The organism is Sulfitobacter aestuariivivens (genome assembly GCF_014763045.1).
Lineage (GTDB): Bacteria > Pseudomonadota > Alphaproteobacteria > Rhodobacterales > Rhodobacteraceae > Sulfitobacter > Sulfitobacter aestuariivivens.
In genome coordinates, this window is record NZ_JACTAG010000001.1 from 844,391 (window position 1) to 866,790 (window position 22,400).

The window sequence follows — 22,400 nt, forward strand, 5'->3', positions numbered from 1 at the left end:
GTTTTCCGGAATCAGCGAACATGACGTGTGGTTCTTTGTCTCCCCCGATCCGGTCTGCGGCGGCCCATCGGGTCCATTTTCAACCGGATTTTCATTTCCCTTGCACCTATCAGGCACAATGCTAGCCGTCAGGTCAATCGCCAGTTAAGCCATTTCAAAGCAAATTTGCGACATCCGACTTGTCGTAAAACGGCATCGAAGAACAGGGTGTGGTTTGGTCAACGCCGCAGTTTGCTGGGGGGAGACCCTGTGTGCTGTTGCATGTACCGGGTGAAATATGCGGCGGACCCAAAGCCCAGATGGCGGGCAATATCCTGTGCCGTCTCATCCGTTTCGCGCAGCAATGTGCGCGCTGCGTGCAATATCCGCTCTGACAAGACATCTGCTGCCGTCTTTCCGGTTGTGGCCTTGACCGCGCGGGAGAGGTGGGTTGGTGTGACCCCCAGCAGGTCAGCAAATTCAGCCATTGTCGCCCCGGATGCATAGCGCTCAGCGACCAGATCACAAAAAGCGGCGCTCAGGCGGGCGCCGGCGTTTTGTTTGGGCGGTAGATGTTCTTCAAGGATAATTTGACGGCGCAGCCAGACTGAGATCAACGCCGCATGGGCCTCGAGCGCATCCTGTTGCAGGGGCCGACCGGCTTGTTCCTCGCGTTGGGCTGCTTCGATGATGCTGGTCAGTTCCGTTTGTACCGAAGCCTCACGGATGCGCAGCTGACGCGCCATTTGCGGTAGGCGCAGATCCATGCCTTCGGGAATCGACACCGCAAGCCCGGTGCATTGATAACCGGGTTCCAGCGCAAACAGATGGCCAGCGGGTATCCAGATGGCATTATGCGGGCCCAGCCCGCGGCGCTGGCCGTCAAGGTGAACTTTCCCCTGACCGCGCGTGGTCCAGATCAGCGTATGACCTGGCCGACCGTGCAACAGGCTGATTTGCCAACTGTGTCCACCGCTCAATTGAGACAGGGTTTGGACTTTGATGTCTGTAAGGTACCCGTGTGCCATGCGATTGTCGGAGATTGAAAAGAATGGCCCATGTTAACTGGAATTAACGGATAAATAAAGTCAGATTTTGAAAAGTGCTACGGACAGAAAATCGCGTTCCAGTCTGACATTTTGCTGCGCATCCACGTACGCTGTCGTTTGGCAAATTGTCGGGTGGCAATGATGGCGGCGCCTCTGGCGTCTTCTAGCGATGTCTCATTTTTCAGATACGAGACAAGCTCGGGCACGCCAATCGCACGATGCGCTGGCAGGGCCGGGTCATAATAAGGTGCGACCGCGCGGATCTCTTCAAGTGCACCTGCTTTCAGCATCAGGTCGAACCGGCGCGCGATACGGTCATTGAGCCAATCCTTTTCGACATCGAACACGATCGGATAGGTCCGTGATATTGGCAAGATTGGCGGACCGGTGTCGTCTTGCCAGTCTGCCAGACCCCGTCCTGTTGCCTGCTGGACTTCCCAGGCCCGCTGGACGCGGGCGCGGTTCTTCATGTCGATGCGGCTGATTGTTTTCGGATCGAGCGCCACTGCCAAATCCCCAACCGGTAAAAGATCAGCTTGCGCACGAACCTCTGTCGGGGTGGCGGGGATTTCTGCCAATCCTCGGGTCAGTGCGGAAAAATAGAGGCCCGTGCCGCCTGTGATGATGGGACGTACACCGGCGGTTAACACTGGCGTGACGTCGCGCAGCCAATGGCCCGTAGAATAGGGGCTTGTTGCCGCGATGTAGCCGTAAAGCGCATGGGGAGCGGCGGCCTCTTCCTCGGCTGAGGGGCGCGCGGTGATGACACGCCAACAATCATAGACCTGACTGGCATCTGCATTGACGATAACCCCGCCTTGCCGATCCGCAATCTCAAGAGCCAGCGCCGATTTGCCAGATGCGGTGGGCCCTGCAATCAACACAGGTTGTTCCGCGCTGAGATTGCGCAGGACGTTTTCAAAGGCTGCGGCGATAGGCATTTCTTTTCTCGCAGGCAAAGCATGGATTGAACCTGACAGCCATTTGCGACAGTTTGCGCAGGAAAGAAAACCCCTCCGCCCCGCATGAAAGGTTCACCCATGCCACAGGACGCCCCCCAAACCACCTTCAAACGCGTGATGCTGAAGATTTCGGGGGAGGCACTGATGGGGGATAAGGGGTTCGGGCTTAATCCGCCAACCGTCGAGCGGATCGCCCGCGAAGTGCAAACCGTTCATGAGATGGGTGTCGAGATCTGCATGGTCATCGGCGGCGGCAACATCTTTCGGGGGCTGCAAGGGTCTGCGCAGGGCATGGAACGAACCACAGCAGATTATATGGGGATGCTGGCCACAGTCATGAACGCGCTTGCGATGCAGTCGGCGCTTGAGGGCCTTGGCATTCATACCCGCGTGATTTCGGCCATCACGATGAACGAAGTCGCGGAACCCTACATCCGCCGCCGCGCCGTGCGGCACCTTGAGAAAAAGCGTGTCTGCATCTTCGCGGCAGGCACCGGGAACCCCTATTTCACGACCGATACTGCCGCCACCTTGCGCGCAAATGAGATGTCGTGCGAGGCCATTTTCAAGGGCACGAAGGTCGACGGGGTTTATGACAAGGATCCTGCGAAACACGCGGATGCCAAGCGCTATGACACCGTGAGCTATGACGATGTGTTGGCCAAGCGCCTGGGCGTGATGGATGCCTCGGCTATTGCGCTGGCGCGGGACAACAATCTGCCGATCATCGTCTTTTCACTGGATGAACCGGGCGGGTTCCGGGGCATTCTGGCGGGCGAGGGGACGTATACGCGGGTTCAGGGGTGACGACCCCTTGGGTGAGGTACCATTGACGACAGAAAGCTCGGACTTTTACACAAACCTTCCGCTCTACCCTGATTTCGCGCAACTGGCGCGCGATGACTACTATACCGCGCTGCCGGATGACTGGTGGGTAGGCACCTCTGACATTCTTGGCTCAACAAAATTGGTCGCCGAAGGGCGCTACAAGACGGTCAACATGGTCGGTGCGGCCGTGATTTCTGCCCAAATCAACGCACATGGTGGGACTGCTTTTCCGTTTGTTTTTGGCGGCGACGGGGCAAGCTTTGCCGTGCCCCCTGTGTGGCATGACGCGGCGGCCGATGCGCTTGCCGCAGTGCGCTTGTGGGCGCATGAGGCTTTCGGGGTTTCCCTGCGTGTGGGCCTTGTCCAGATGCGGGACCTTCGGGCTGCGGGTCACGATGTGAAAGTAGCCCGGTTTCATGCCGCGAATGCCGTGGATTATGCGATGTTTGCCGGCGGTGGGCTGAGTTGGGCAGAGACACAGATGAAAGCTGGTGCGCATGATTTGCCAAAGGCACCCCCGGGTTCAGAGCCGGACCTGACAGGGCTGTCGTGCAGATGGGGCCATATGCAAAGCCGCCATGGCACGGTTCTGTCCGTGGTCATTGTTCCACAAGAACGCACGACACCTGCGGAATTTTCGGATTTGGCTGAGCACGTGCTTGAGTTGGTGTCGAAACTTGACCGTGGGGGGCATCCAACGTCCGCGGACGGGCCCGCGGTAAAGTGGCCACCGACAGGGTCTTTGTTGGAAGCACACGCGCGTCGCGGCAAAGGATCCTTGCGTCGGGCGCGGATCGCAGCGCTTTTTGAGAGTTCCATGTACTGGTTTCTGTACAAGACCGGGATCAAATTAGCCGGATTTGACGCCCACCACTTTCGTGCCGTGGTGGGGGGCAACGCGGACTTTCGCAAGTTCGACGATGGGTTGAAGATGACGCTGGATTGCGATGCACAGACTGAGGCCAGTTTGCGCGCGCTGCTGCAAGAGGCCGAGGAAAATGGCACGATCCGCTATGGGTTGCACGCACAGTCCGAAGCGATGATGACCTGCATCGTGCCCTCAAGCCTTAGCGATGATCACATGCATTTCGTGGATGGCGCCGCAGGCGGCTACACCAGCGCTGCGCAAGCCATCAAGGCGCCGGGCTAGCGGGGCACGGACTGCGAAAGCCTACTGGTCATTCCATGACCTGATGCACTATACACCTGCAAAAGCTGAAAAAGGCCACAGGGGTAAACATGTCCGACGACTTTATGCTCGATACCGATGATCTTGAGCGGCGCATGAGCGGGGCCATTGGCTCTTTGCGTACTGAATTTGCTTCGCTGCGGACGGGTCGCGCTTCGGCGTCGATGCTGGAGCCGGTCATGGTGGATGCCTATGGTGCGATGACCCCCATCAATCAGGTTGGCACCGTGAACGTCCCCGAGCCGCGCATGGTGACGATCAATGTCTGGGACAAGGGGCTTGTCGGCAAGGTTGAGAAGGCCATTCGCGAGAGTGGGCTGGGGATCAATCCGCAGCTTAACGGTACAATTATCATGCTGCCTATTCCGGAGCTCAACGAAGAGCGCCGCCGGGATCTGACCAAAGTCGCAGGGCAATATGCTGAAAACGCCCGCGTCTCGATCCGCAATGTGCGGCGGGACGGGATGGACCAGATCAAAAAGGCCAAGGCCGATGGTATGTCCGAGGATGATCAGAAGTTCTGGGAGACCGAGGTACAGGACATCACCAACCGTTTCATCAGCCAGATCGATGAGCAGCTGGAGACCAAGCAAGCCGAGATCATGCAGGTTTGATCGATTATCCAGACGGCACTCCGGTCAATGGGTTTGATTGGCCGGAGGTAAAGGTATCAGGACGCAGAGCAGACAGGATAGAGTAATGATCACAAAGGCCGCAGTATGAAAGAGGACCGCGCGCTTGGCTCGGCCACGCCCGTCTTGCGCGGTGGACCGCGGCATGTGGCCATTATCATGGATGGCAACGGTCGTTGGGCTACGCAGCGCGGTCGCCCACGCCTTTTCGGGCATCACGCAGGGGCCAAAAGGGTGCGTGAAATTGTGGAAGCCTGCCCGGATTTTGGGGTCGAGTATCTTACCATCTTTGCGTTTTCCACGGAGAACTGGAAGCGCACACAGGTGGAAGTGGCTGGTCTGATGAACCTCTTTCGCCGCTACATAACCAAGGAAACACGATCCTTATCAGAATTCGGCGCACGGGTTCGGTTTATTGGCGACAGGGTGCGGCTTGATAACAAGCTGATCAAACTGATGAACGAGCTTGAAGAAGCGACAGCCCACAACACCCGGGTGAATTTGACTATCGCACTGAACTACGGCGGTCGGGACGAGGTTGCGCGCGCCACCAAACGGTTGGCCCAGGATGTGGCCAGCGGACGACTTGATCCAGACGATGTAGATGAAGAAACGCTGCCAAAGTACTTGGATACTTATGTTTTGCCTGATCCAGATCTTGTGATACGGACCAGCGGCGAAGCGCGAATTTCAAACTTTCTTCTGTGGCAATCAGCCTATGCAGAGTACGAGTTCATCGACACATTATGGCCTGATTTCGGGCGTGAGGAATTCGGCAGTCTTTGTGCTGCCTATGGTGGGCGCGACCGTCGCTTTGGTGCGGTCAGGACGTAACACACGGATGAGGTGACATGGCTGATACGCAAAAATGGTCAGATCTGACGGCACGCATGGGGTCGGGCGCCGCAATGGTGGCGATTGGCTTGTTGGGAATCTGGCTTGGGGGGCACATCTTTCATCTGCTGGTTGCCCTGATCTGCGGCCTCATGGTCTGGGAATTGGTGGGCATTTTGCGGCCCGGGGTGCGGCACGTGCAGCTCCAGATGGGGGTCCTTACAGGCCTTGCCGTTTTCCTCGCGATATATCTGCCAGTTGGGTTCGCGCTGCCGCTGCTGTTGGCCCCGGCGCTGATCGGTTTTGGTCATCTGACCGAAAACCGGACCATTTTCATGAGCTTTACGGTCATGATCCTGTTGGCAGGGTATGGCATGATGCAGGTACGCGACGACATGGGCTTTGGCTGGCTGATGTGGCTTGTGCTTGTGGTCGTGGTGACAGATGTTGTGGGGTACTTTGCCGGGCGCTATTTTGGCGGACCCAAGTTTTGGCCTGCGGTCAGTCCCAAGAAAACCTGGGCTGGCACCGGCGCAGGGTGGGCGGGTGCTGCGTTGGTCGGACTGCTGTTTTCGTTCAACACCGGCGTCGGGATCCAGCTAGTCGGTATTTCCGTCGCGATTTCAATGGCTTCACAGATGGGGGACATCGCGGAATCCGGGATGAAGCGACAGATGGGGGTCAAGGACAGTTCAAACCTGATCCCTGGCCATGGCGGGTTGATGGATCGCTTTGACGGGATGCTGGGCGCGTCGCTTTTCCTGCTAATCATAGGCCAGTTCATCGGCTTTCCCCCCGGGTTGGGCTGAGCGCCTGCCGATGCGGAAGGTCAGCATTCTGGGGGCAACAGGCTCCATCGGGCAAAACACGATTGACCTGATCCGGCGCAATCAGGATGCCTATGACGTCGTGGCGCTGACCGGGGCCAGCAATATTGCGCAGCTTGCTAAGGACGCGATGGCCTTGCGGGCAGACCTGGCGGTGACCGCAGATGCAGCACGTCTGGATGAACTACGCGACGCTCTTCGAGGGTCAGATGTTGAAGCCGCGGCCGGAGAGACGGCTTTGATTGACGCGGCGGCACGCCCGGCGGACTGGATCATGTCGGCCATTGTCGGTGCGGCAGGTCTGGCGCCGGGAATGGAGGCGCTCAAACACGGGACAACGCTGGCGCTGGCCAACAAGGAATCACTGGTCTGTGCGGGGTCGTTGCTGCTGAAGACGGCAGCGGCACACAAGGCCACGATCCTGCCCGTAGATTCAGAACATTCTGCAATTTTTCAGGCGCTGCAGGGCGAGGATATCCGAACAGTGGAGCGGATCATCATCACGGCAAGTGGGGGCGCATTCCGCGACTGGCCTGTCGAAGATCTTGCGCATGCCACGTTGGAGCAAGCCCAAAGTCATCCCAATTGGGACATGGGACAGCGGATCACCATCGATTCAGCAACGTTGTTTAACAAAGCGATGGAAGTCATTGAGACACGTGAGTTCTTTCAGGTAACGCCTGAGCAGATCGAGGTTCTTATCCACCCGCAATCGCTGGTGCATGCTCTGGTTGGTTTTCGCGACGGCGGCATGATGGCCCACGTCGGCCCGCATGACATGCGGCACGCGATCGGGTACGCGCTGCACCATCCCACGCGGGCGGATTTGCCGGTGGACCGCCTTGATCTCGCGGCGATCGGGCGGCTTGAATTTCGCGACCCGGACGACGCGCGGTGGCCTGCTTTAAGGCTCGCCCGAGAGGCCATGGCTGCAGGCGGCATGACCGGCGCGGTGTTCAATGCAGCCAAGGAAACCGCGCTGGATGGATTTATCGCTGGCGCGATTGCATTTCCGGAAATGGCCGACATCGTTGCGCAAACATTAACAGACATGTCAGGGCATAGTGGCCTTATTGGTGACACCATGACCCTTGATAACGTCGCGAAAGTGGACCATCTGGCACGCAAGGCCGCGCAAGCGGCTGTAGAAAAAAGAGCAGGTTAAAGACGTGGATATTTTTGGGCTGATACCGCAATTCGGCGGGCTGATCTGGACATTGGTTGCCTTTATCATCGCGTTGTCGGTGATCGTGGCGATCCACGAATATGGACACTACATCGTGGGCCGCTGGACAGGCATCAAAGCCGATGTTTTTAGCTTGGGATTTGGCCCTGTGCTATGGTCGCGGCCGGACAAACACGGGACGATCTGGCAGGTCGCCGCATTGCCTTTCGGCGGTTACGTGAAATTTGCGGGGGATGCCAACGCCGCGTCTGGCAAGGATGAAGCGGCGATGGCCGCCGTTGCCGATGACCCCAAGGCGTTGCGTCATACGATGCACGGCGCGCCGCTGTGGGCGCGCACGCTGACTGTTGCGGCGGGACCGTTTTTCAATTTTGCGCTGTCTATCCTCGTTTTCTTTGGCGTGGCGCTGTCGACCGGCGTTGCCAAGGATCCGTTGACTGTCGGGGAATTGCGCGCGCTTCCGATCACGATCGAGGACGGTTTACTGCCCGGGGATGAGATCAGAGCCATTCAGGGGATGGCGCTGCCCGAAAATTCTGTCTCAGACATTGACGATGCCTTTATTAACGCATTGCCGTTACAAGCGACCCTGGACTACGAGGTGCTGCGCAATAGCAACGTGCAGCAGGTGACGGGCCCCTATCTGATGCCGCCCTTGGTCAGCAATGTGGTGCCGCAGTCTGCTGCCTTTTCCGCAGGCCTGCGGCCCGATGATGTGATCGTGGGGCTCAACGGGCGCGATGTTGTGGCTTTCGGGCAGCTTAAAACCGCTGTTGAAGCCTCATCCGGCGCGCCGTTGGCGCTGCGGGTCTGGCGCGCTGGCGAGATCCTTGAGTTCACAATGACCCCAAAGGCCACCGATGAGCCGCAGGAGGATGGGACGTTCGTCCAGAATTACCGGATCGGCATTGTTGGCGGCATGGCGTTTGAGCCCGCAACCAACACGCCCGGTTTCGGCGAAGCGCTGAACCGGGGGGTGGAAAACACATGGCGGATCATCACCGGTTCCATTTCTGGCCTGAAACAGATGATCATCGGCAATATCAGCACCTGCAACCTGAGTGGTCCGGTTGGCATTGCGCAGACGTCCGGCGCCATGGCCAGCCAGGGCGCGCAATCATTTATCTATTTCATTGCCGTGCTCAGCACCGCTGTGGGTCTGCTGAACCTATTTCCCATTCCGGCGCTCGATGGGGGGCACCTTGTGTTCTATGCCTACGAGGCTGTGACGGGGAAGCCGCCCAGTGATGGCGCGCTGCGTATCCTGATGACCATTGGATTGGGATTGGTGCTGACGTTGATGGTATTCGCCTTGGGCAATGATCTGTTTTGCCCCTGAGAGGGGCTTGGCAATCGTCACAATCTTGCCCTTTTTTGTCCAAACACCTGCCTTGATCACCCGATACAACCGGAAGTATCCAAGGAGGATGACATGCAAGCGATTCAAAGTTCATACCGCGGTTTCCGCCTGCTGATGGATCTCAATTGGGATCGCGTCCTATATGTCTGCACGATTGCTTTCGCGCTTGCAGCCGGGGCCTTTGTCGGTTCGCTCTGATCCGCTCCTCACAACTCCATGATGTTACAGGGTGAAACACCTCTGCATCATGTAGCGAAAATCGACCCAGCTTCTTTTGACAAACAACGGCCCATTGCGTACTCAGGTGCGCAATAGATGTCGTAAGATTGGGTTTGAACCATGAGACTTTCAGGTGAGGGCGCAAAGCCTTCCGAGCAGGCAGAACAGAGCAAGATATCGAAATTACTGCAGGGGGCATCCTTTTGTGCCCTTATGTCAGTGGCTTGGATGGCGCCAGCCACCGATGCCGTTGCGCAGGAATATCGTTTCAATTCAGTTGTGATCGATGGAAACGAGCGGATTGGGGATGCCTCTATCCTGCGGCGGGCCGGAATCAGGCGGGGCCAGGTTGTTTCGGGCGGGCAGTTGAACGACGCCTACCAAAACCTTCAAAATTCAGGACTCTTCGAGACTGTGGCGATCGAGCCGCAGGGCGGCACCCTGGTGATCCGCGTCACCGAATTGCCGACGCTGAACCGCGTGCGCTTTGAGGGCAACCGGCGCATCAAGGATGACCGGCTGGAGCAGCTGGTGCAGTCGACTGAACGGCGCGTGTTCAATCCTGCGCAGGCAGAAGCAGACGCCGCCTTGATCGCCGAGGCATATGCCAACGAGGGTCGCATCGCCGCACGGGTCAATCCCAAGATCATCCGCCGCGATCAGAACCGCGTTGATCTGGTGTTTGAAATTTTCGAAGGCGACAATGTTGAGATCGAGCGTCTGAGCTTTGTCGGGAACCGGGTCTACTCTGACCGCCGTTTGCGCCGGGTTCTTGGCACAAAGCAAGCCGGGCTCTTTCGTCGCCTGGTGCGTCGCGACACCTTTGTCGAAGACAGGGTTGCGATTGATCGGCAGTTGCTGAGCGACTTTTATGTCTCGCGCGGGTATGTCGATTTCCGCACGCAGGCTGTCAATGCAGAGCTGACACAGGAACGCGATGGATATTTCGTACAATTCAACATTGTCGAGGGCCAGCAGTTCAAGTTCGGCGCGGTCACGGTAGAATCCGACATGCCGGGCGTAGAGTCCGAGGCCTATCAGAAAATCGTCAAGGTCAGGCCCGGCGTTGTCTATTCTCCGACGTTGGTGGAGCGTGATATTTCCCGGCTTGAACGGCAGGGTGTGCGCGACGGTATCGACTTTATGCGGGTAGAGCCGGTGATCTCGCGCAATGACCGCGATCTGACGCTGGATGTGACGTATCGCATCACGCGCGGCCCCCGCGTCTTTGTCGAACGCATCGATATCGAAGGCAATACCAGCACGCTGGACCGGGTGATCCGTCGTCAGTTCGACAGTGTTGAGGGCGATCCGTTCAATCCACGGGAAATCCGTGAAAGTGCCGAGCGTATCCGCGCGCTGGACTATTTCGAAACCGCAGAAGTCAACGCACGTGAAGGATCCAGCGGCGAGCAGGTCGTGGTGGATGTGGACGTCGTGGAAAAGCCGACGGGTGCCTTGAACTTCGGTGGCTCGTTCTCGAACAACGATGGCATCGGTGTCGCGGTAAGCTTTAGCGAGACCAACTTTCTTGGCCGCGGTCAGCAACTTACCCTCCAGATCTCAACCGCCGAAGAGGCGACGCGATACGGTATCAACTTTGTTGAGCCTGCGCTGCTGGGGCGTGATCTGGCACTTGGGCTGAACCTTGACTATGCCGAGACGAATTCGACCTTTAGTTCCTTCGATACCGAACGGTTCATCTTCCGACCCTCGCTGACCTTCCCGGTCAGTGAGAATGGGCGCTTGGCCCTGCGCTATACGGCAGAGGCGATCGAAATGGTCGAACGGGATCCGTCTGAAAACGGGGCCGTGGTCCAGAATGACATCGATGTTGGACGGCAGACGTCCTCGTCGATTGGCTATCAGTATACCTATGACACGCGGTTGACCGGTCTTGATCCGACGCGCGGTGTGCTGTTCCAGTTCAGTCAGGATTTTGCCGGTCTTGGTGGTGACAGCGAATATATCAAAACCGTGGCCAAGGTGGTGGGCGAGCGCAAAATCTTCAACGAAGACGTGACCTTGCGGGCAACGTTGGAAGGCGGCGCCTTATCGTGGCAAAGCGGCACTAACCGGGTTGTTGACCGATTCATTCTGGGCCCGCAGATCATGCGCGGATTTGAGCCCGGCGGTATCGGGCCACGTGATGTGGGCGGTACGACTGATGATCCGCTGGGCGGCAACCTTTATGCTGTTGCACGGTTCGAGGCTGAGTTCCCGTTGGGCCTGCCCGAAGAATATGGGATCAGCGGTGGTCTCTTTTACGACGTGGGCAATCTTTGGGATCTGTCGGATGTCAATCTGGCGGGCGGAACCATTGTGGGCGAAAGTGGCTCGTTCCGGCATGTGATCGGGATAAGCGTGTTTTGGGATACGCCAGTGGGTCCGTTGCAGTTCAACGTATCCAAAGCGCTCAAAAGCGAGACTTTCGACAAGGAGCAAAGTTTCGAAATTACGCTGCGCACAACCTTCTGATCGGATGAAGGGGGGGCGTTTCCTTGCGGTTCTGGCGTTGACCCTGATTGGGGTCGCGCCGGCCCATGCCCAGCAACAACCAAGTGTAAGTCAGCAGCTGGATCTGGGCCTGGTTGTAAGTGAGATCCTGACCATCGATTCTGATCGTCTGTTTCTGGAAAGCGCATTCGGGCAGCGGGTTTTGCGCGAGGCCGAAGCACGTGGTCAGGAACTGGCAGCAGAAAACAGCCAAATCCAAGCTGAACTGGAAGCGGAAGAAATGGCGTTGACCGAACAACGACCGACGCTGTCACCGGAGGAGTTCCGTGACCTTGCTGACGCTTTTGACACAAAGGTACAGGAAACCCGTGCCGCGCAAGCGTCGAAAAGTCGTGCAATCAGCATGGATATCGAGCGTGCGCGAGAGATTTTTCGAAATGCCTCAGCTCCTGTGCTTGAACAACTCATGCGCGATGCAGGTGCCGTTATCATTCTCGAGCGGCGATCCTATTACCTGAGTGTTTCCGAGATTGAAATCACTGACGTGGCCATTGCCTTGTTGAACGAGACGCTGGGCAGCGGTGTTGACGCGGACTAGCGCCAAGGGCATCCGCTTGCTCTGACCCTTTTGAATTGGTAGCCCTTTGGGAAACAAAGGAACCCAGCATGAGTGAAGAAATACGCAGCGCTGACATTCAACTGATCCAGCGCATTCTGCCGCACCGCTATCCCTTTTTGCTGGTCGATAAAGTTGAAGAGATTACCGGCACGCAAAGTGCGGTCGGCTACAAGAATGTCACCATGAACGAGCCGCATTTTCAGGGGCATTTCCCAGGGACGCCCATCATGCCCGGTGTGACCATCGTTGAGGCGATGGCCCAGACCGCAGGCGTGATGATCGGCACGGCTCTGGACATGGCCGACAAGGAAATGCTGATCTATTTTATGTCGATCGACAACTGCAAGTTCCGCCGCAAAGTGGTCCCCGGTGACGTGCTGCGGATGGATATGAAGACGCTGCGCGGCAAACCAGGCGGAAAAATCTGGAAATTCTCAGGCGTCGCCACAGTTGAAGGCGACATGGCCGCCGAGGCGGAATTTATGGCCATGCTCGATCTACCGAAAGAGGCTTCATGAGCAACATCCACGCGTCAGCCGTGATCGAAGATGGGGCGCAGATTGATGCAACTGCGACTGTCGGACCCTTTTGCGTGGTGGGCCCTGATGTCGTTCTGGGGCCCGACGTTGTGCTGAAAAGCCATGTCGTTGCGACAGGTCAGACCGAGGTGGGTGAAGGGACAACGGTTTTCCCGTTTGCCGTCATTGGTGAAATTCCTCAGGATCTAAAGTTCAAGGGCGAAGCCAGCCGGTTGGTCATCGGCAAGCGCAACCGCATTCGCGAGCATGTGACAATGAACTGCGGCACCGAAGGGGGCGGCGGTCTCACGAAAGTGGGCGATGACGGGCTTTTCATGGCCGGGTGCCATATCGCGCATGATGCGGTGGTGGGGGACCGGGTCATCGTCGTTAACTCAGCTGCCGTTGCCGGCCATTGTGTGATTGAAGACGATGTGATCATCGGCGGGCTCAGCGGCATCCACCAATGGGTGCGAATTGGTCACGGGGCGATCATCGGTGCCGTGACGATGGTTACCAATGACGTCATTCCCTATGGATTGGTGCAGGCTCCACGAGGCGAATTGGACGGGCTGAACCTTGTGGGGCTAAAACGGCGTGGTGTGGCCCGGTCGGATATCACGGCGCTTAGGGCCGCCTTTCAGATGCTGGCACAGGGCGAGGGTACGTTTCACGATCGGGCTCAGCGTCTGGGTGATGAAACCGGCAGCCAATATGTACATGAAATCGTTGACTTTATCATGGCGGATACAGGTCGACATTTCCTGACGCCGAAATGAGCCTTGCCCTGATCGCCGGGCGCGGACAATTGCCTGCCCTGGTCGCTGCCAGCCAGCAGACAAAACCCCTGATTTGCGCCTATGAGGACCATCTGCCGGAGGGGTTGGAGGTTGATTTGACGTTCCGGCTAGAGACGTTGGGGACGTTGCTGGTGCATCTGGGCCAGCGCGGCATAACCGAGGTATGTATGGCGGGCGGCATCAGCCGCCCAGAAATCGATGCCTCAAAGCTGGATGAGGAGACCGCACCGCTGGTGCCGCTGTTTCAGGAGGCTTTGGCAAAGGGCGATGATGGCGCGTTGAGGGTCGTCGTTGATCTCTTTGAAAAGACAGGTTTTGCGGTGCGTGGAGCGCATGATCTCGCACCGCATCTTTTGGCTGAAGGCGGTGTCTATTCCGATCAGTGGCCGACAGCGCGAACGCGCTCAGATGCTCAGGCGGGTGCTGAACATATAGCAGCGATCGGACCACAGGACATCGGGCAGGCCTGTATTGTCGTCAACGGTGCAGTCGTGGCCATGGAAGACAGCACCGGCACGGATGCCCTCATCAACAGCCGGGCGCCGTTCAGGAAATCGGACATGGCCGTGCTTTTCAAAGGTCCAAAACCGCAACAGAGCCGCCGGGTTGATCTGCCCACGATCGGACCGCAGACCATCGAAGCGGCGGCCGGGGCCGGTCTGACGGCGGTGGTCGTGGATGCAGGGGATGTTCTTGTTCTTGATAAAGACGCCTGTACGCGGTTGGCTGATCAGCACGGTATCGTCTTCTGGGCCCGTACAGGCGCATGACGCGGGTCTTCATTCTTGCGGGTGAGCCGTCGGGTGACAAGCTGGGCGGGGCATTGATGGCCGGGCTGAAACAGCTCAGGCCAGGGATATCGTTCGAAGGTATTGGCGGCCCCGAGATGATGGCGGAGGGTCTGCAGAGCCGCTTTGACATGTCAGAGCTCAGCGTGATGGGGTTGGCTGAGATATTGCCAAAGTATCGTCATTTAAAGCGGCGTATCGCTGAGACGGCACAGGCCGTTTTGCGGATGCAGCCCGATGTGTTGATCACCATCGATTCCCCGGATTTTTCCCTTCGCGTGGCAAAGCAGGTCAAAGCGGCCAGCGCAATCCGCACCGTGCATTATGTCGCGCCGACTGTCTGGGCATGGCGCCCGGGGCGCGCGGCAAAGATGGCGCGTTGGATCGACCATGTGCTGGCGTTGTTCCCTTTCGAGCCACCGTTGATGCAGGCCCACGGGATGGAGTGCGATTTTGTCGGCCATCCGGTTGTCGCGGAGGATGTTGCGACAAGAGCCGAGGCGGACGCTTTTCGGGCCGCGCGCGGTATCGCGAACGCACCAATGTTGCTTGTTTTGCCCGGCTCGCGTCGCGGTGAGGTCGCGCGTCTTGGGGACCGCTTTGGACAGGTCATCAAAAAGATCCGGTCCCGGATACCAGACGTGCGGATCGTGTTGCCTGCCGCGGCGCCGGTTGCCGATCAGGTTCGTGCAATGGTCAAAACATGGCCAGGTGAGATTCAGGTGCTGGATCCGCGGGATGAGGACTTCAAGAGCGAAAAGCGTGCGGCGTTCAGGGCGGCAGATGTCGCACTGGCCGCGTCTGGCACTGTTTCGCTGGAACTGGCGGCCGTAGGCACGCCAATGGTCATTGCCTACGATATGTCCTGGCTTAGCCGTCAGATCATCGGCCGGATGTTGCTGGTTGATACGGTAACATTGGTCAATCTCGTCTCGGAAACACGTGAGGTGCCGGAGTTTGTCGGAGACAGGTGCCAGCCGGGACCGATTGCGGATGCCATTGAGAAGGTTTTGGCCGACCCCAGAGCGCAGGAGGCCGCTATGGCGGTGACCATGCAGCGGTTGGGACTGGGTGGAGAAGCACCGGGCCTGCGTGCCGCCAAAGCAGTGCTTGCGCGCATGTGATCTGGTTGTGCGGGCAAGCCCGCATTCTATTCTATAAATTTTGGCCTGCCAAAATCGATTGCGAGACCAGTCTCGCGCTCTGGGAATATTCTGGCCAGAGAAAGACGTCTGTCAGCCCTTGTGAATCCAGCCACCGCCCAAGACGCGGGTGCTTTCAGGATCATAGAAAACACAGGCCTGTCCCGGGCTGATGCCCTCTTCCGGTGTCAGCAACTCCACCGTTGCCGTTGTGTCGCTGATGGGGCGCAGGATCGCGTCACGGGGCGGCCGGGTGGAGCGGACTTTGACGGAGATGTGCCATTCCGCCCGGGAGGTGAGGGGGATGTCGCCCAGCCAATTGATTTCACGGACCGGGACATTGCGGGTCGCCAACATGGATTTAGGTCCCACGACAACCTCTTTCCTGTCCGGATCCAGTTTGACAACATAGAGGGGATCGGCCAGTCCGCCGATCCCGAGTCCCCGGCGCTGGCCGATGGTGTAGTGAATCACGCCTTCATGATGTCCCAGCACCTTGCCTTCCAGATCCACGATGTTTCCGGGATTCGCAGCTTCGGGCCGCAGTTTGCGGATCACGGCGGCGTAGTCTCCGTCTGGCACAAAGCAGATGTCCTGGCTGTCAGGTTTCATCGCCACGCTGAGCCCGTATTTTTCCGCCAGCGCGCGGGTGTCGTCCTTGCTGGCCAAATGTCCGAGTGGGAACCGCAGGAAGTCCAGTTGTTCCGGGGTTGTGGAAAACAGGAAATAACTTTGATCGCGCGCAGCATCTGCGGCGACGTGCAGTTCTGCACCGGTAGGGCCCATGTGCCGCTGGATGTAATGTCCAGTTGCCATGCAGTCAGCCTCGAGATCTTTGGCCGTTTCCAGCAGATCCTTGAATTTGACCCTTTCGTTACAGCGGATGCAGGGCACCGGTGTGGCCCCTGCCAGATAGCTGTCGGCAAATTCGTCAATGACGGCATCTTTGAAGACGTTTTCGTAATCCAGCACGTAATGTGGGAAATTCATGTCTTCGGCCACCCGGCGTGCATCATGAATATCGATGCCCGCACAACAGGCCCCTTTTTTGGCCAGCGCTGCGCCGTGGTCGTAGAGCTGCAAAGTCACGCCCACCACGTCATAGCCTTCTTCGGCAAGCATCGCTGCCACGACAGAACTGTCTACGCCACCGGACATGGCGACGACAACACGTGTGTCTGCAGGCGGCTTGGCAAAGCCCATGGAATTGAGCGGATGTGGCTGATCTAGGGCCATGATTACGTCTCCGGGGGTATTGAGGGGCAATATAGGAAAATCCTACATACTCACAAGGGCTGGCTTCACACCGCCTTAACGCTCACAGACGCATGGTGTGGGAAACCAACACGGGATGGCCCCATGTATTTGAAAAAAGTGGATGGACCGCGGTCTGTTACCCTCTCTGACGGCACGATCATGTCGCGGGCAGACATGCCAAGCCCGCAAACCCGCCGGTGGGTTGCATCGCGCAAGGCGGCAGTGGTGCGCGGGGTGGTTTACGGATTGATGACACAGTCGGAGGCATTGGAGCGTTACCAGATCAGCGAGGATGAGTTTCTGGAGTGGGTGCGTGCGGTATCGGAGCATGGTGAAGTTGCCCTTAAGGCAACTATGGTGCAAAAATATAGACAACCTTAGGTTGTTCGCCTAGCATCGGTTTCACGGTAACGGGTGGTTAACCTTTTTTGTTCACGATCCGGTCCAAGGCCACAACGTTGACCCGGAGAACCCTAATGCGTGTATTGCTTGTAGAAGACGACCCGACCACATCCCGCAGCATCGAATTGATGCTGACCCATGCCAATCTGAATGTCTATGCGACCGACCTTGGGGAGGAAGGGATCGATCTGGCGAAGCTTTATGATTACGATCTGATCCTTCTGGATCTCGATCTGCCTGACATGAACGGACATGACGTGTTGCGTCAGCTTCGGCTTAGCCGCATTGAAACGCCCATCCTGATCCTGTCAGGTGCAGACGATACAGAAAGCAAGATCAAGGGATTTGGCTTTGGTGCGGACGATTATCTGACTAAGCCCTTCCATCGGGAGGAATTAGTGGCGCGAATTCACGCCATCATCCGCCGCTCCAAAGGGCATTCGCAATCGGTCATCGAGACCGGGCAGATCGCGGTAAACCTGGACGCAAAGACTGTCAGCGTTGACAATAATGCCGTTCACCTGACCGGGAAAGAGTACCAGATGCTGGAACTCCTGAGCCTGCGCAAGGGCACCACGCTGACAAAAGAAATGTTCCTGAACCATCTTTACGGGGGCATGGACGAGCCTGAATTGAAGATTATTGATGTGTTCATTTGTAAACTGCGCAAGAAACTCAGCACGGCAACAGGTGGGCAGAACTATATCGAAACGGTCTGGGGGCGCGGTTATGTATTGCGCGATCCGGAACCGGCTGAGGTGAACATGGCAGTCAGCGCCTGACGACAGCGGCGCAGGGCGCGTGGTGGGTACTCACGCTGCCTGAAACTGCTAGACCCGCCTGCCAAGGCCGCCTATCACATTACGGGACTGGTGGATTTGGGGGGCGGGTCTTTGACATCCCGGACAGATGTTTCCAAATTGACGGCGCGGGAAGCTGAAACAGAGTTGGCCCGGCTGGCTGAAGTGCTGTCAAAGGCGAATGCCGAGTATCATGGGCAAGACAACCCTAAGCTGAGCGATGCCGAGTATGACGCATTGAAACAGCGCAATGCGCAGATCGAATTCCGTTTTCCCGATCTGAAGCGCCCTGACAGCCCGTCCGATCAGGTTGGCGCCGCACCGGCAGAGGGGTTTTCGAAGGTTCGGCATGCGGTTGCGATGCTATCACTCAGCAATGCCTTTGATGATGCAGATGTACGTGAATTCGAAACGCGCATTCGAAAATATCTTGGCCTTGAGGAGGACGCAGCGCTTGAGTTCACCGCCGAGCCAAAGATTGATGGATTGTCGCTGTCCTTGAGATACGAAAAGGGCCATCTGGTGCAGGCGGCCACACGCGGGGACGGTTCGGTTGGCGAGAACGTCACCGCAAATGCCCGGACCGTCGACGACATTCCCACAGAAATCGAGAACGCGCCGGAGGTGTTGGAGGTGCGTGGCGAAGTGTACATGAGCCATGACGCCTTTGCCGCTCTTAATGAACGACAGAATGCTGCAGGCGGAAAAGCCTTTGCAAACCCGCGCAATGCCGCCGCAGGGTCGCTGAGGCAGCTGGATGCAGAGATCACCAGATCCCGACCGTTGCGATTCTTCGCCTATGCCTGGGGTGCACTGTCTGGCCCGCTGGCAGAGACGCAGAAGGACGCGATTGAAAGGCTGGCGCAGTTCGGGTTTTCAACCAATCCTTTGACCGTACTTTGCCAATCGAGCAAAGAGATGTTGGCGCATTATGCGCGCATTGAAACGCAGCGCGCGACGTTGGGCTATGATATCGACGGGGTTGTCTACAAGGTGAACGATCTTGGGCTGCAGGATCGTCTGGGCTTTCGGTCCACCACCCCGAGATGGGCCGTGGCGCATAAATTCCCGGCGGAGCTGGCCTGGACCACCCTGCTTGGAATTGACATTCAGGTAGGCCGGACCGGCGCGCTGTCGCCTGTGGCGCGCTTGCAGCCGGTGACGGTAGGCGGGGTCGTGGTTTCAAATGCGACCTTGCATAACGAGGATTATATCCAAGGCCGTGACAGCAAGGGCCAGCAGATCCGGGGTGGCAAGGACATTCGCGTCGGAGACTGGGTGCAGGTCTACCGCGCGGGCGATGTGATCCCGAAAGTGGCGGATGTAGATCTATCCAAACGCCCCGAAGACAGTGCCCCATTTATGTTCCCCGACCGCTGCCCGGAATGCGACAGTGATGCAATCCGAGAGCCGGGAGACGCCGTGCGGCGGTGTACCGGTGGCATGATCTGCCCGGCGCAGGCGGTTGAGAAGCTGAAACATTTTGTCTCTCGCGGGGCTTTCGACATCGAGGGGCTTGGTGCCAAACAGGTGGAGCAGTTCCATTCCGACGGTTGGATCGCCGAACCGGCGGACATCTTCACTTTGCAGGATCGGTATGGCAGCGGGGCGAAGCAACTCAAGAACCGCGAAGGGTGGGGCGATAAATCTGCGAGAAACCTGTTTCAAGCAATCGAGGAAAAACGCAGCATTCCGCTGGATCGGGTCATTTTTGCATTGGGTATCCGGCATGTCGGAGACGCCGCATCAAGCCTGATTGCGCTGCATTACGGGACGTGGGACGCATTTGAGACAGCGATGCGGGACGCTGCGGATCAGGCGGGGCCAGTCTGGGACGATCTGATCGGCATTGATGGTGTCGGCGCGGTGATGGCCGGATCATTGGTGAGTGCATTTGCGCAAGACCGCGAGCGCGCCTCGATCGACCGGCTTGTGGCTGAACTTGAGATTGCGCCGGTCGAAAGGCCAGATACAGACGGCAGCCCGGTTGCCGGAAAGACGGTGGTTTTCACGGGATCGCTGGAAAAGATGACCCGCGCAGAGGCAAAAGCGCGCGCTGAACGTCTGGGGGCCAAAGTTTCTGGCTCAGTAAGCGCAAAGACGGATCTTTTGGTTGCGGGCCCCGGTGCGGGCTCGAAGGCCAGGAAGGCGGCAGAGTTGGGGATTGAAACGCTGGACGAAGATGGCTGGCTTGCGCTTATTGACGCCACATGACAGGGCGGCCTGAGCCGCTATTCCCGCTGTTTGCAGGGCTTGAAACGCTTGAGGGGGTGGGTCCGAAAACCGCTCAACTGATGGCGCAACTGGGCGTCGACGCCCCGCGCGATCTGGTGTTCACCCTGCCGCATTCCGGGATTGACCGCGCGATGCGCGCTTCCGTCAAGGATGCCGCGTTGCCGGCGACCCTGACCGTTGCCGTCACTGTCGGCGCGCATCATCCACCGCGCACGCGCAGCGGTGCCTACCGCATTCATGTGGAGGATGCCGAAACCAGCTTTCAGCTCGTGTTTTTTCACGCGCGTGGTGATTACTGGAAAAAGCAGCTGCCCGAGGGTGCGCGGCGCGTGGTATCGGGCCGTGTGGAATTGTTTGACGGGATCCCCCAGATGGTCCATCCGGACTTTGCGGTCCCGGAGGAGGACGCCGCGGCGATTCCGGCCTTTGAGCCGGTTTATCCGCTGACGTCCGGGCTGACCCAAAAACAGATGTACAAGGCCACCCGCGCAGCCCTGGCCCGGGTGCCTGTGCTAGAGGAATGGATTGATCCAGCGCAAAGGGCCAAGGCTGACTGGCCGGGCTTTGCTGATGCGCTGAAAGCCGCCCATGATCCCGCCAACCTTGGTGATATCGCCGCCACAGCACCTGCGCGTGAACGTTTGGCCTATGATGAATTATTTGCCCATCAGGTCACACTGGCCCTGGCGCGGGCTCGTGACCGGCGGCAGAAAGGGCGACAGACCCAAGGGGATGGGCATCTGCTGGCCAAGGTGCTGGATCATCTGCCATACAATCCAACCGATGCGCAAACCCGCGCCATCGCCGAGATTACAGCAGACATGGCAATGTCGCAGCGGATGAACCGATTGCTGCAGGGCGATGTTGGGGCTGGCAAGACGTTGGTGGCATTCATGGCTTTGCTGCGGGCAGCTGAAGGGGGCGGGCAGGGGGTATTGATGGCCCCGACTGAGATTCTGGCCCGACAGCACCTTGCCGGGTTAAAGCCATTGGCGGAGCAGGCCGGGGTGGTGCTGGAAATTCTGACAGGCCGCGACAAGGGCGCAGAGCGACAGGCAAAACTCAGCGCACTTGAGCGCGGTGACATCCAGATATTGGTCGGCACCCATGCGGTTTTTCAGGCTGATGTGACGTTTCAGGATCTGCGTCTTGCCGTGGTGGACGAACAGCATCGCTTTGGGGTGCGCCAACGGCTTGAATTGGGGCGAAAGGGAGATCGTGCAGACGTGCTGGTGATGACGGCGACACCAATTCCGCGGTCGCTGGCGCTGGCGCAATATGGGGACATGGATGTGTCGGTCCTTGATGAAAAGCCGCCCGGCCGCAAGCCGATCAAGACCGCGCTGATCAGCACGGAACGGATGGATGAGGTGGTCGTGCGCCTGCAAACGGCAGTGGCGGAAGGGCGCCAGTGCTATTGGGTCTGCCCGCTTGTCGAGGAAAGCGAAGTGAGTGATCTGATTGCCGCTGAGGAGCGTTTCAAGCGGTTGCGCGCAGCACTTGGCGACGGCCTTGTCGGGCTGGTACACGGGCAAATGCCACCGTCTGAAAAGGACGCTGCCATGGCAGCGTTTCAGAATGGTCAGACAAAGGTTCTGGTGGCGACAACGGTGATCGAAGTAGGGGTGGATGTGCCCAACGCCACGATCATGGTCATCGAACGCGCCGAAACCTTTGGATTGGCGCAGCTGCACCAGTTGCGGGGCCGGGTGGGACGCGGTGCGGATGCCTCTACCTGTCTGCTGATGTATCAGCCACCGCTCAGCGAAACGGGGCAGAAACGGCTCGAAGTCCTGCGCGAGACAGAAGATGGCTTTGTCATTGCGGAAACTGACCTTGCCATGCGGGGCACCGGTGACTTGATTGGTACAGCGCAATCGGGCGTGCCGCGTTTTCGGGTCGCCGATCTGGAACGGCAGGCGGGATTAATGGCAATCGCGCAGACAGATGCCCGAAAACTACTGTCTGACGATGCCGGATTAACCAGCCCCCGGGGGACTGCGACGCGGGTTCTTTTATGGCTTATGCGGCAGGATGAGGCGATCCGTTTGATTTCAGTGGGTTAGGGGGTATCTCACGGTTTGTTCGCAAATGTTCTTAAAAAGTTCTTTACAGAGCTCAAAATAAATGAGAACAAAGGGGCAACAAAGATGGAGAGCAGCCATGACGACCTTCAAGACCCTCAAACTGATCGCGACCCGGTCGTCGGACACGTTGCTGCAAGATGCCGCTGGTGCGGCAGCGCTTGTCGTGATGTTGGTCATCAGTCTGCATCTGCCTGTGTTTGTTTGATATCTGCCTGCGCTCTCATGCCGGA

At 58.1% G+C, this 22,400-nt stretch carries 22 protein-coding genes; 19 read left to right on the top strand and 3 right to left on the bottom strand.

Features of this window, described 5'->3' with window-relative positions; translation table 11 throughout:
* Window positions 1-218: 218 nt before the first annotated feature.
* Together H9Q16_RS04165 and miaA are read right to left on the bottom strand one after the other, a co-directional pair.
* A complete protein-coding gene (locus H9Q16_RS04165; protein WP_191074092.1) occupies window positions 219-1,007 on the bottom strand; it encodes a helix-turn-helix domain-containing protein in 789 nt (262 codons plus the stop codon).
* A 77-nt stretch (window positions 1,008-1,084) separates the two neighbouring features.
* Window positions 1,085-1,969, bottom strand: a complete 885-nt coding sequence (gene miaA / locus H9Q16_RS04170) for a tRNA (adenosine(37)-N6)-dimethylallyltransferase MiaA (protein WP_191074093.1) — start codon at window positions 1,967-1,969, stop codon at window positions 1,085-1,087.
* A gap of 99 nt (window positions 1,970-2,068) precedes the next feature.
* Between miaA and pyrH the strand changes: the two genes are divergently transcribed.
* From pyrH to lpxB, 14 genes are all read left to right on the top strand, one after another.
* Complete coding sequence (gene pyrH, locus H9Q16_RS04175) at window positions 2,069-2,797, top strand: UMP kinase (RefSeq protein ID WP_191074094.1); 729 nt, start codon at window positions 2,069-2,071, stop codon at window positions 2,795-2,797.
* 7 nt (window positions 2,798-2,804) lie between these two features.
* On the top strand, window positions 2,805-3,968 hold the full coding sequence (locus H9Q16_RS04180; protein WP_246455458.1) for a DUF3095 domain-containing protein: 1,164 nt from the start codon (window positions 2,805-2,807) through the stop codon (window positions 3,966-3,968).
* A gap of 89 nt (window positions 3,969-4,057) precedes the next feature.
* The gene (gene frr, locus H9Q16_RS04185; RefSeq protein ID WP_191074096.1) at window positions 4,058-4,621 is read left to right on the top strand and encodes a ribosome recycling factor; all 564 of its coding nucleotides are present in this window, start codon (window positions 4,058-4,060) and stop codon (window positions 4,619-4,621) included.
* A 105-nt stretch (window positions 4,622-4,726) separates the two neighbouring features.
* A complete protein-coding gene (gene uppS / locus H9Q16_RS04190; RefSeq protein ID WP_191074097.1) occupies window positions 4,727-5,473 on the top strand; it encodes a polyprenyl diphosphate synthase in 747 nt (248 codons plus the stop codon).
* A gap of 17 nt (window positions 5,474-5,490) precedes the next feature.
* Window positions 5,491-6,282, top strand: a complete 792-nt coding sequence (locus H9Q16_RS04195; protein WP_191074098.1) for a phosphatidate cytidylyltransferase — start codon at window positions 5,491-5,493, stop codon at window positions 6,280-6,282.
* Window positions 6,283-6,292: 10 nt separating this feature from the next.
* Window positions 6,293-7,465: a 1-deoxy-D-xylulose-5-phosphate reductoisomerase gene (gene dxr, locus H9Q16_RS04200; protein WP_191074099.1), complete on the top strand. Its 1,173-nt coding sequence runs from the start codon at window positions 6,293-6,295 to the stop codon at window positions 7,463-7,465.
* A gap of 4 nt (window positions 7,466-7,469) precedes the next feature.
* Window positions 7,470-8,825, top strand: a complete 1,356-nt coding sequence (gene rseP, locus H9Q16_RS04205) for an RIP metalloprotease RseP (RefSeq protein ID WP_191074100.1) — start codon at window positions 7,470-7,472, stop codon at window positions 8,823-8,825.
* A gap of 93 nt (window positions 8,826-8,918) precedes the next feature.
* Window positions 8,919-9,044 carry a hypothetical protein gene (locus tag H9Q16_RS20735; RefSeq protein WP_281403087.1) on the top strand — a complete coding sequence of 42 codons (126 nt, stop codon included), beginning with the start codon at window positions 8,919-8,921 and terminating at the stop codon, window positions 9,042-9,044.
* A 234-nt stretch (window positions 9,045-9,278) separates the two neighbouring features.
* Window positions 9,279-11,543, top strand: a complete 2,265-nt coding sequence (gene bamA, locus H9Q16_RS04210) for an outer membrane protein assembly factor BamA (protein ID WP_246455460.1) — start codon at window positions 9,279-9,281, stop codon at window positions 11,541-11,543.
* Between the two features lie 4 nt (window positions 11,544-11,547).
* On the top strand, window positions 11,548-12,120 hold the full coding sequence (locus H9Q16_RS04215; RefSeq protein ID WP_191074101.1) for an OmpH/Skp family outer membrane protein: 573 nt from the start codon (window positions 11,548-11,550) through the stop codon (window positions 12,118-12,120).
* 68 nt (window positions 12,121-12,188) lie between these two features.
* A complete protein-coding gene (gene fabZ, locus H9Q16_RS04220) occupies window positions 12,189-12,659 on the top strand; it encodes a 3-hydroxyacyl-ACP dehydratase FabZ (RefSeq protein ID WP_191074102.1) in 471 nt (156 codons plus the stop codon).
* Entirely contained in the window at window positions 12,656-13,438 is a 783-nt protein-coding gene (gene lpxA, locus H9Q16_RS04225; protein ID WP_191074103.1) for an acyl-ACP--UDP-N-acetylglucosamine O-acyltransferase, read from the top strand. The genes fabZ and lpxA overlap by 4 nt, the downstream gene beginning before the upstream one ends.
* A complete protein-coding gene (locus H9Q16_RS04230) occupies window positions 13,435-14,229 on the top strand; it encodes an LpxI family protein (protein ID WP_191074104.1) in 795 nt (264 codons plus the stop codon). The genes lpxA and H9Q16_RS04230 overlap by 4 nt, the downstream gene beginning before the upstream one ends.
* Window positions 14,226-15,371: a lipid-A-disaccharide synthase gene (gene lpxB, locus H9Q16_RS04235; protein ID WP_191074105.1), complete on the top strand. Its 1,146-nt coding sequence runs from the start codon at window positions 14,226-14,228 to the stop codon at window positions 15,369-15,371. Before H9Q16_RS04230 ends, lpxB begins: the two co-directional genes overlap by 4 nt.
* Before the next feature lie 111 nt (window positions 15,372-15,482).
* On the opposite strand, the gene mnmA is transcribed toward lpxB, so the two are convergent.
* Window positions 15,483-16,625, bottom strand: a complete 1,143-nt coding sequence (mnmA, locus tag H9Q16_RS04240; protein ID WP_191074106.1) for a tRNA 2-thiouridine(34) synthase MnmA — start codon at window positions 16,623-16,625, stop codon at window positions 15,483-15,485.
* A 123-nt stretch (window positions 16,626-16,748) separates the two neighbouring features.
* Between mnmA and sciP the strand changes: the two genes are divergently transcribed.
* The 5 genes from sciP (at window position 16,749) to H9Q16_RS20740 (ending at window position 22,375) form a co-directional block, all read left to right on the top strand.
* Window positions 16,749-17,027 (top strand): CtrA inhibitor SciP, encoded by a 279-nt coding sequence (gene sciP, locus H9Q16_RS04245; protein ID WP_191074107.1) that lies wholly within the window; start codon window positions 16,749-16,751, stop codon window positions 17,025-17,027.
* A 95-nt stretch (window positions 17,028-17,122) separates the two neighbouring features.
* Entirely contained in the window at window positions 17,123-17,830 is a 708-nt protein-coding gene (ctrA, locus tag H9Q16_RS04250; RefSeq protein ID WP_191074108.1) for a response regulator transcription factor CtrA, read from the top strand.
* A gap of 138 nt (window positions 17,831-17,968) precedes the next feature.
* On the top strand, window positions 17,969-20,062 hold the full coding sequence (gene ligA, locus H9Q16_RS04255; RefSeq protein ID WP_425507682.1) for an NAD-dependent DNA ligase LigA: 2,094 nt from the start codon (window positions 17,969-17,971) through the stop codon (window positions 20,060-20,062).
* Entirely contained in the window at window positions 20,059-22,149 is a 2,091-nt protein-coding gene (recG, locus tag H9Q16_RS04260) for an ATP-dependent DNA helicase RecG (RefSeq protein ID WP_191074110.1), read from the top strand. Before ligA ends, recG begins: the two co-directional genes overlap by 4 nt.
* 97 nt (window positions 22,150-22,246) lie before the next feature.
* Window positions 22,247-22,375 (top strand): hypothetical protein, encoded by a 129-nt coding sequence (locus H9Q16_RS20740; protein WP_281403088.1) that lies wholly within the window; start codon window positions 22,247-22,249, stop codon window positions 22,373-22,375.
* Window positions 22,376-22,400 lie beyond the last annotated feature (25 nt).

Bases quoted from the DNA above. Each gene is read 5' to 3' on its own strand.
- ctrA (WP_191074108.1), top strand. From the start codon at position 17,123: ATGCGTGTATTGCTTGTAGAAGACGACCCGACCACATCCCGCAGCATC.
- H9Q16_RS04230 (WP_191074104.1), top strand. From the start codon at position 13,435: ATGAGCCTTGCCCTGATCGCCGGGCGCGGACAATTGCCTGCCCTGGTC.
- sciP (WP_191074107.1), top strand. From the start codon at position 16,749: ATGTATTTGAAAAAAGTGGATGGACCGCGGTCTGTTACCCTCTCTGAC.
- miaA (WP_191074093.1), bottom strand. From the start codon at position 1,969: ATGCCTATCGCCGCAGCCTTTGAAAACGTCCTGCGCAATCTCAGCGCG.
- lpxB (WP_191074105.1), top strand. From the start codon at position 14,226: ATGACGCGGGTCTTCATTCTTGCGGGTGAGCCGTCGGGTGACAAGCTG.
- pyrH (WP_191074094.1), top strand. From the start codon at position 2,069: ATGCCACAGGACGCCCCCCAAACCACCTTCAAACGCGTGATGCTGAAG.
- bamA (WP_246455460.1), top strand. From the start codon at position 9,279: ATGTCAGTGGCTTGGATGGCGCCAGCCACCGATGCCGTTGCGCAGGAA.
- uppS (WP_191074097.1), top strand. From the start codon at position 4,727: ATGAAAGAGGACCGCGCGCTTGGCTCGGCCACGCCCGTCTTGCGCGGT.
- H9Q16_RS20735 (WP_281403087.1), top strand. From the start codon at position 8,919: ATGCAAGCGATTCAAAGTTCATACCGCGGTTTCCGCCTGCTGATGGAT.
- H9Q16_RS04165 (WP_191074092.1), bottom strand. From the start codon at position 1,007: ATGGCACACGGGTACCTTACAGACATCAAAGTCCAAACCCTGTCTCAA.
- fabZ (WP_191074102.1), top strand. From the start codon at position 12,189: ATGAGTGAAGAAATACGCAGCGCTGACATTCAACTGATCCAGCGCATT.
- dxr (WP_191074099.1), top strand. From the start codon at position 6,293: ATGCGGAAGGTCAGCATTCTGGGGGCAACAGGCTCCATCGGGCAAAAC.
- recG (WP_191074110.1), top strand. From the start codon at position 20,059: ATGACAGGGCGGCCTGAGCCGCTATTCCCGCTGTTTGCAGGGCTTGAA.
- mnmA (WP_191074106.1), bottom strand. From the start codon at position 16,625: ATGGCCCTAGATCAGCCACATCCGCTCAATTCCATGGGCTTTGCCAAG.
- frr (WP_191074096.1), top strand. From the start codon at position 4,058: ATGTCCGACGACTTTATGCTCGATACCGATGATCTTGAGCGGCGCATG.
- lpxA (WP_191074103.1), top strand. From the start codon at position 12,656: ATGAGCAACATCCACGCGTCAGCCGTGATCGAAGATGGGGCGCAGATT.
- H9Q16_RS20740 (WP_281403088.1), top strand. From the start codon at position 22,247: ATGACGACCTTCAAGACCCTCAAACTGATCGCGACCCGGTCGTCGGAC.
- H9Q16_RS04215 (WP_191074101.1), top strand. From the start codon at position 11,548: ATGAAGGGGGGGCGTTTCCTTGCGGTTCTGGCGTTGACCCTGATTGGG.
- H9Q16_RS04195 (WP_191074098.1), top strand. From the start codon at position 5,491: ATGGCTGATACGCAAAAATGGTCAGATCTGACGGCACGCATGGGGTCG.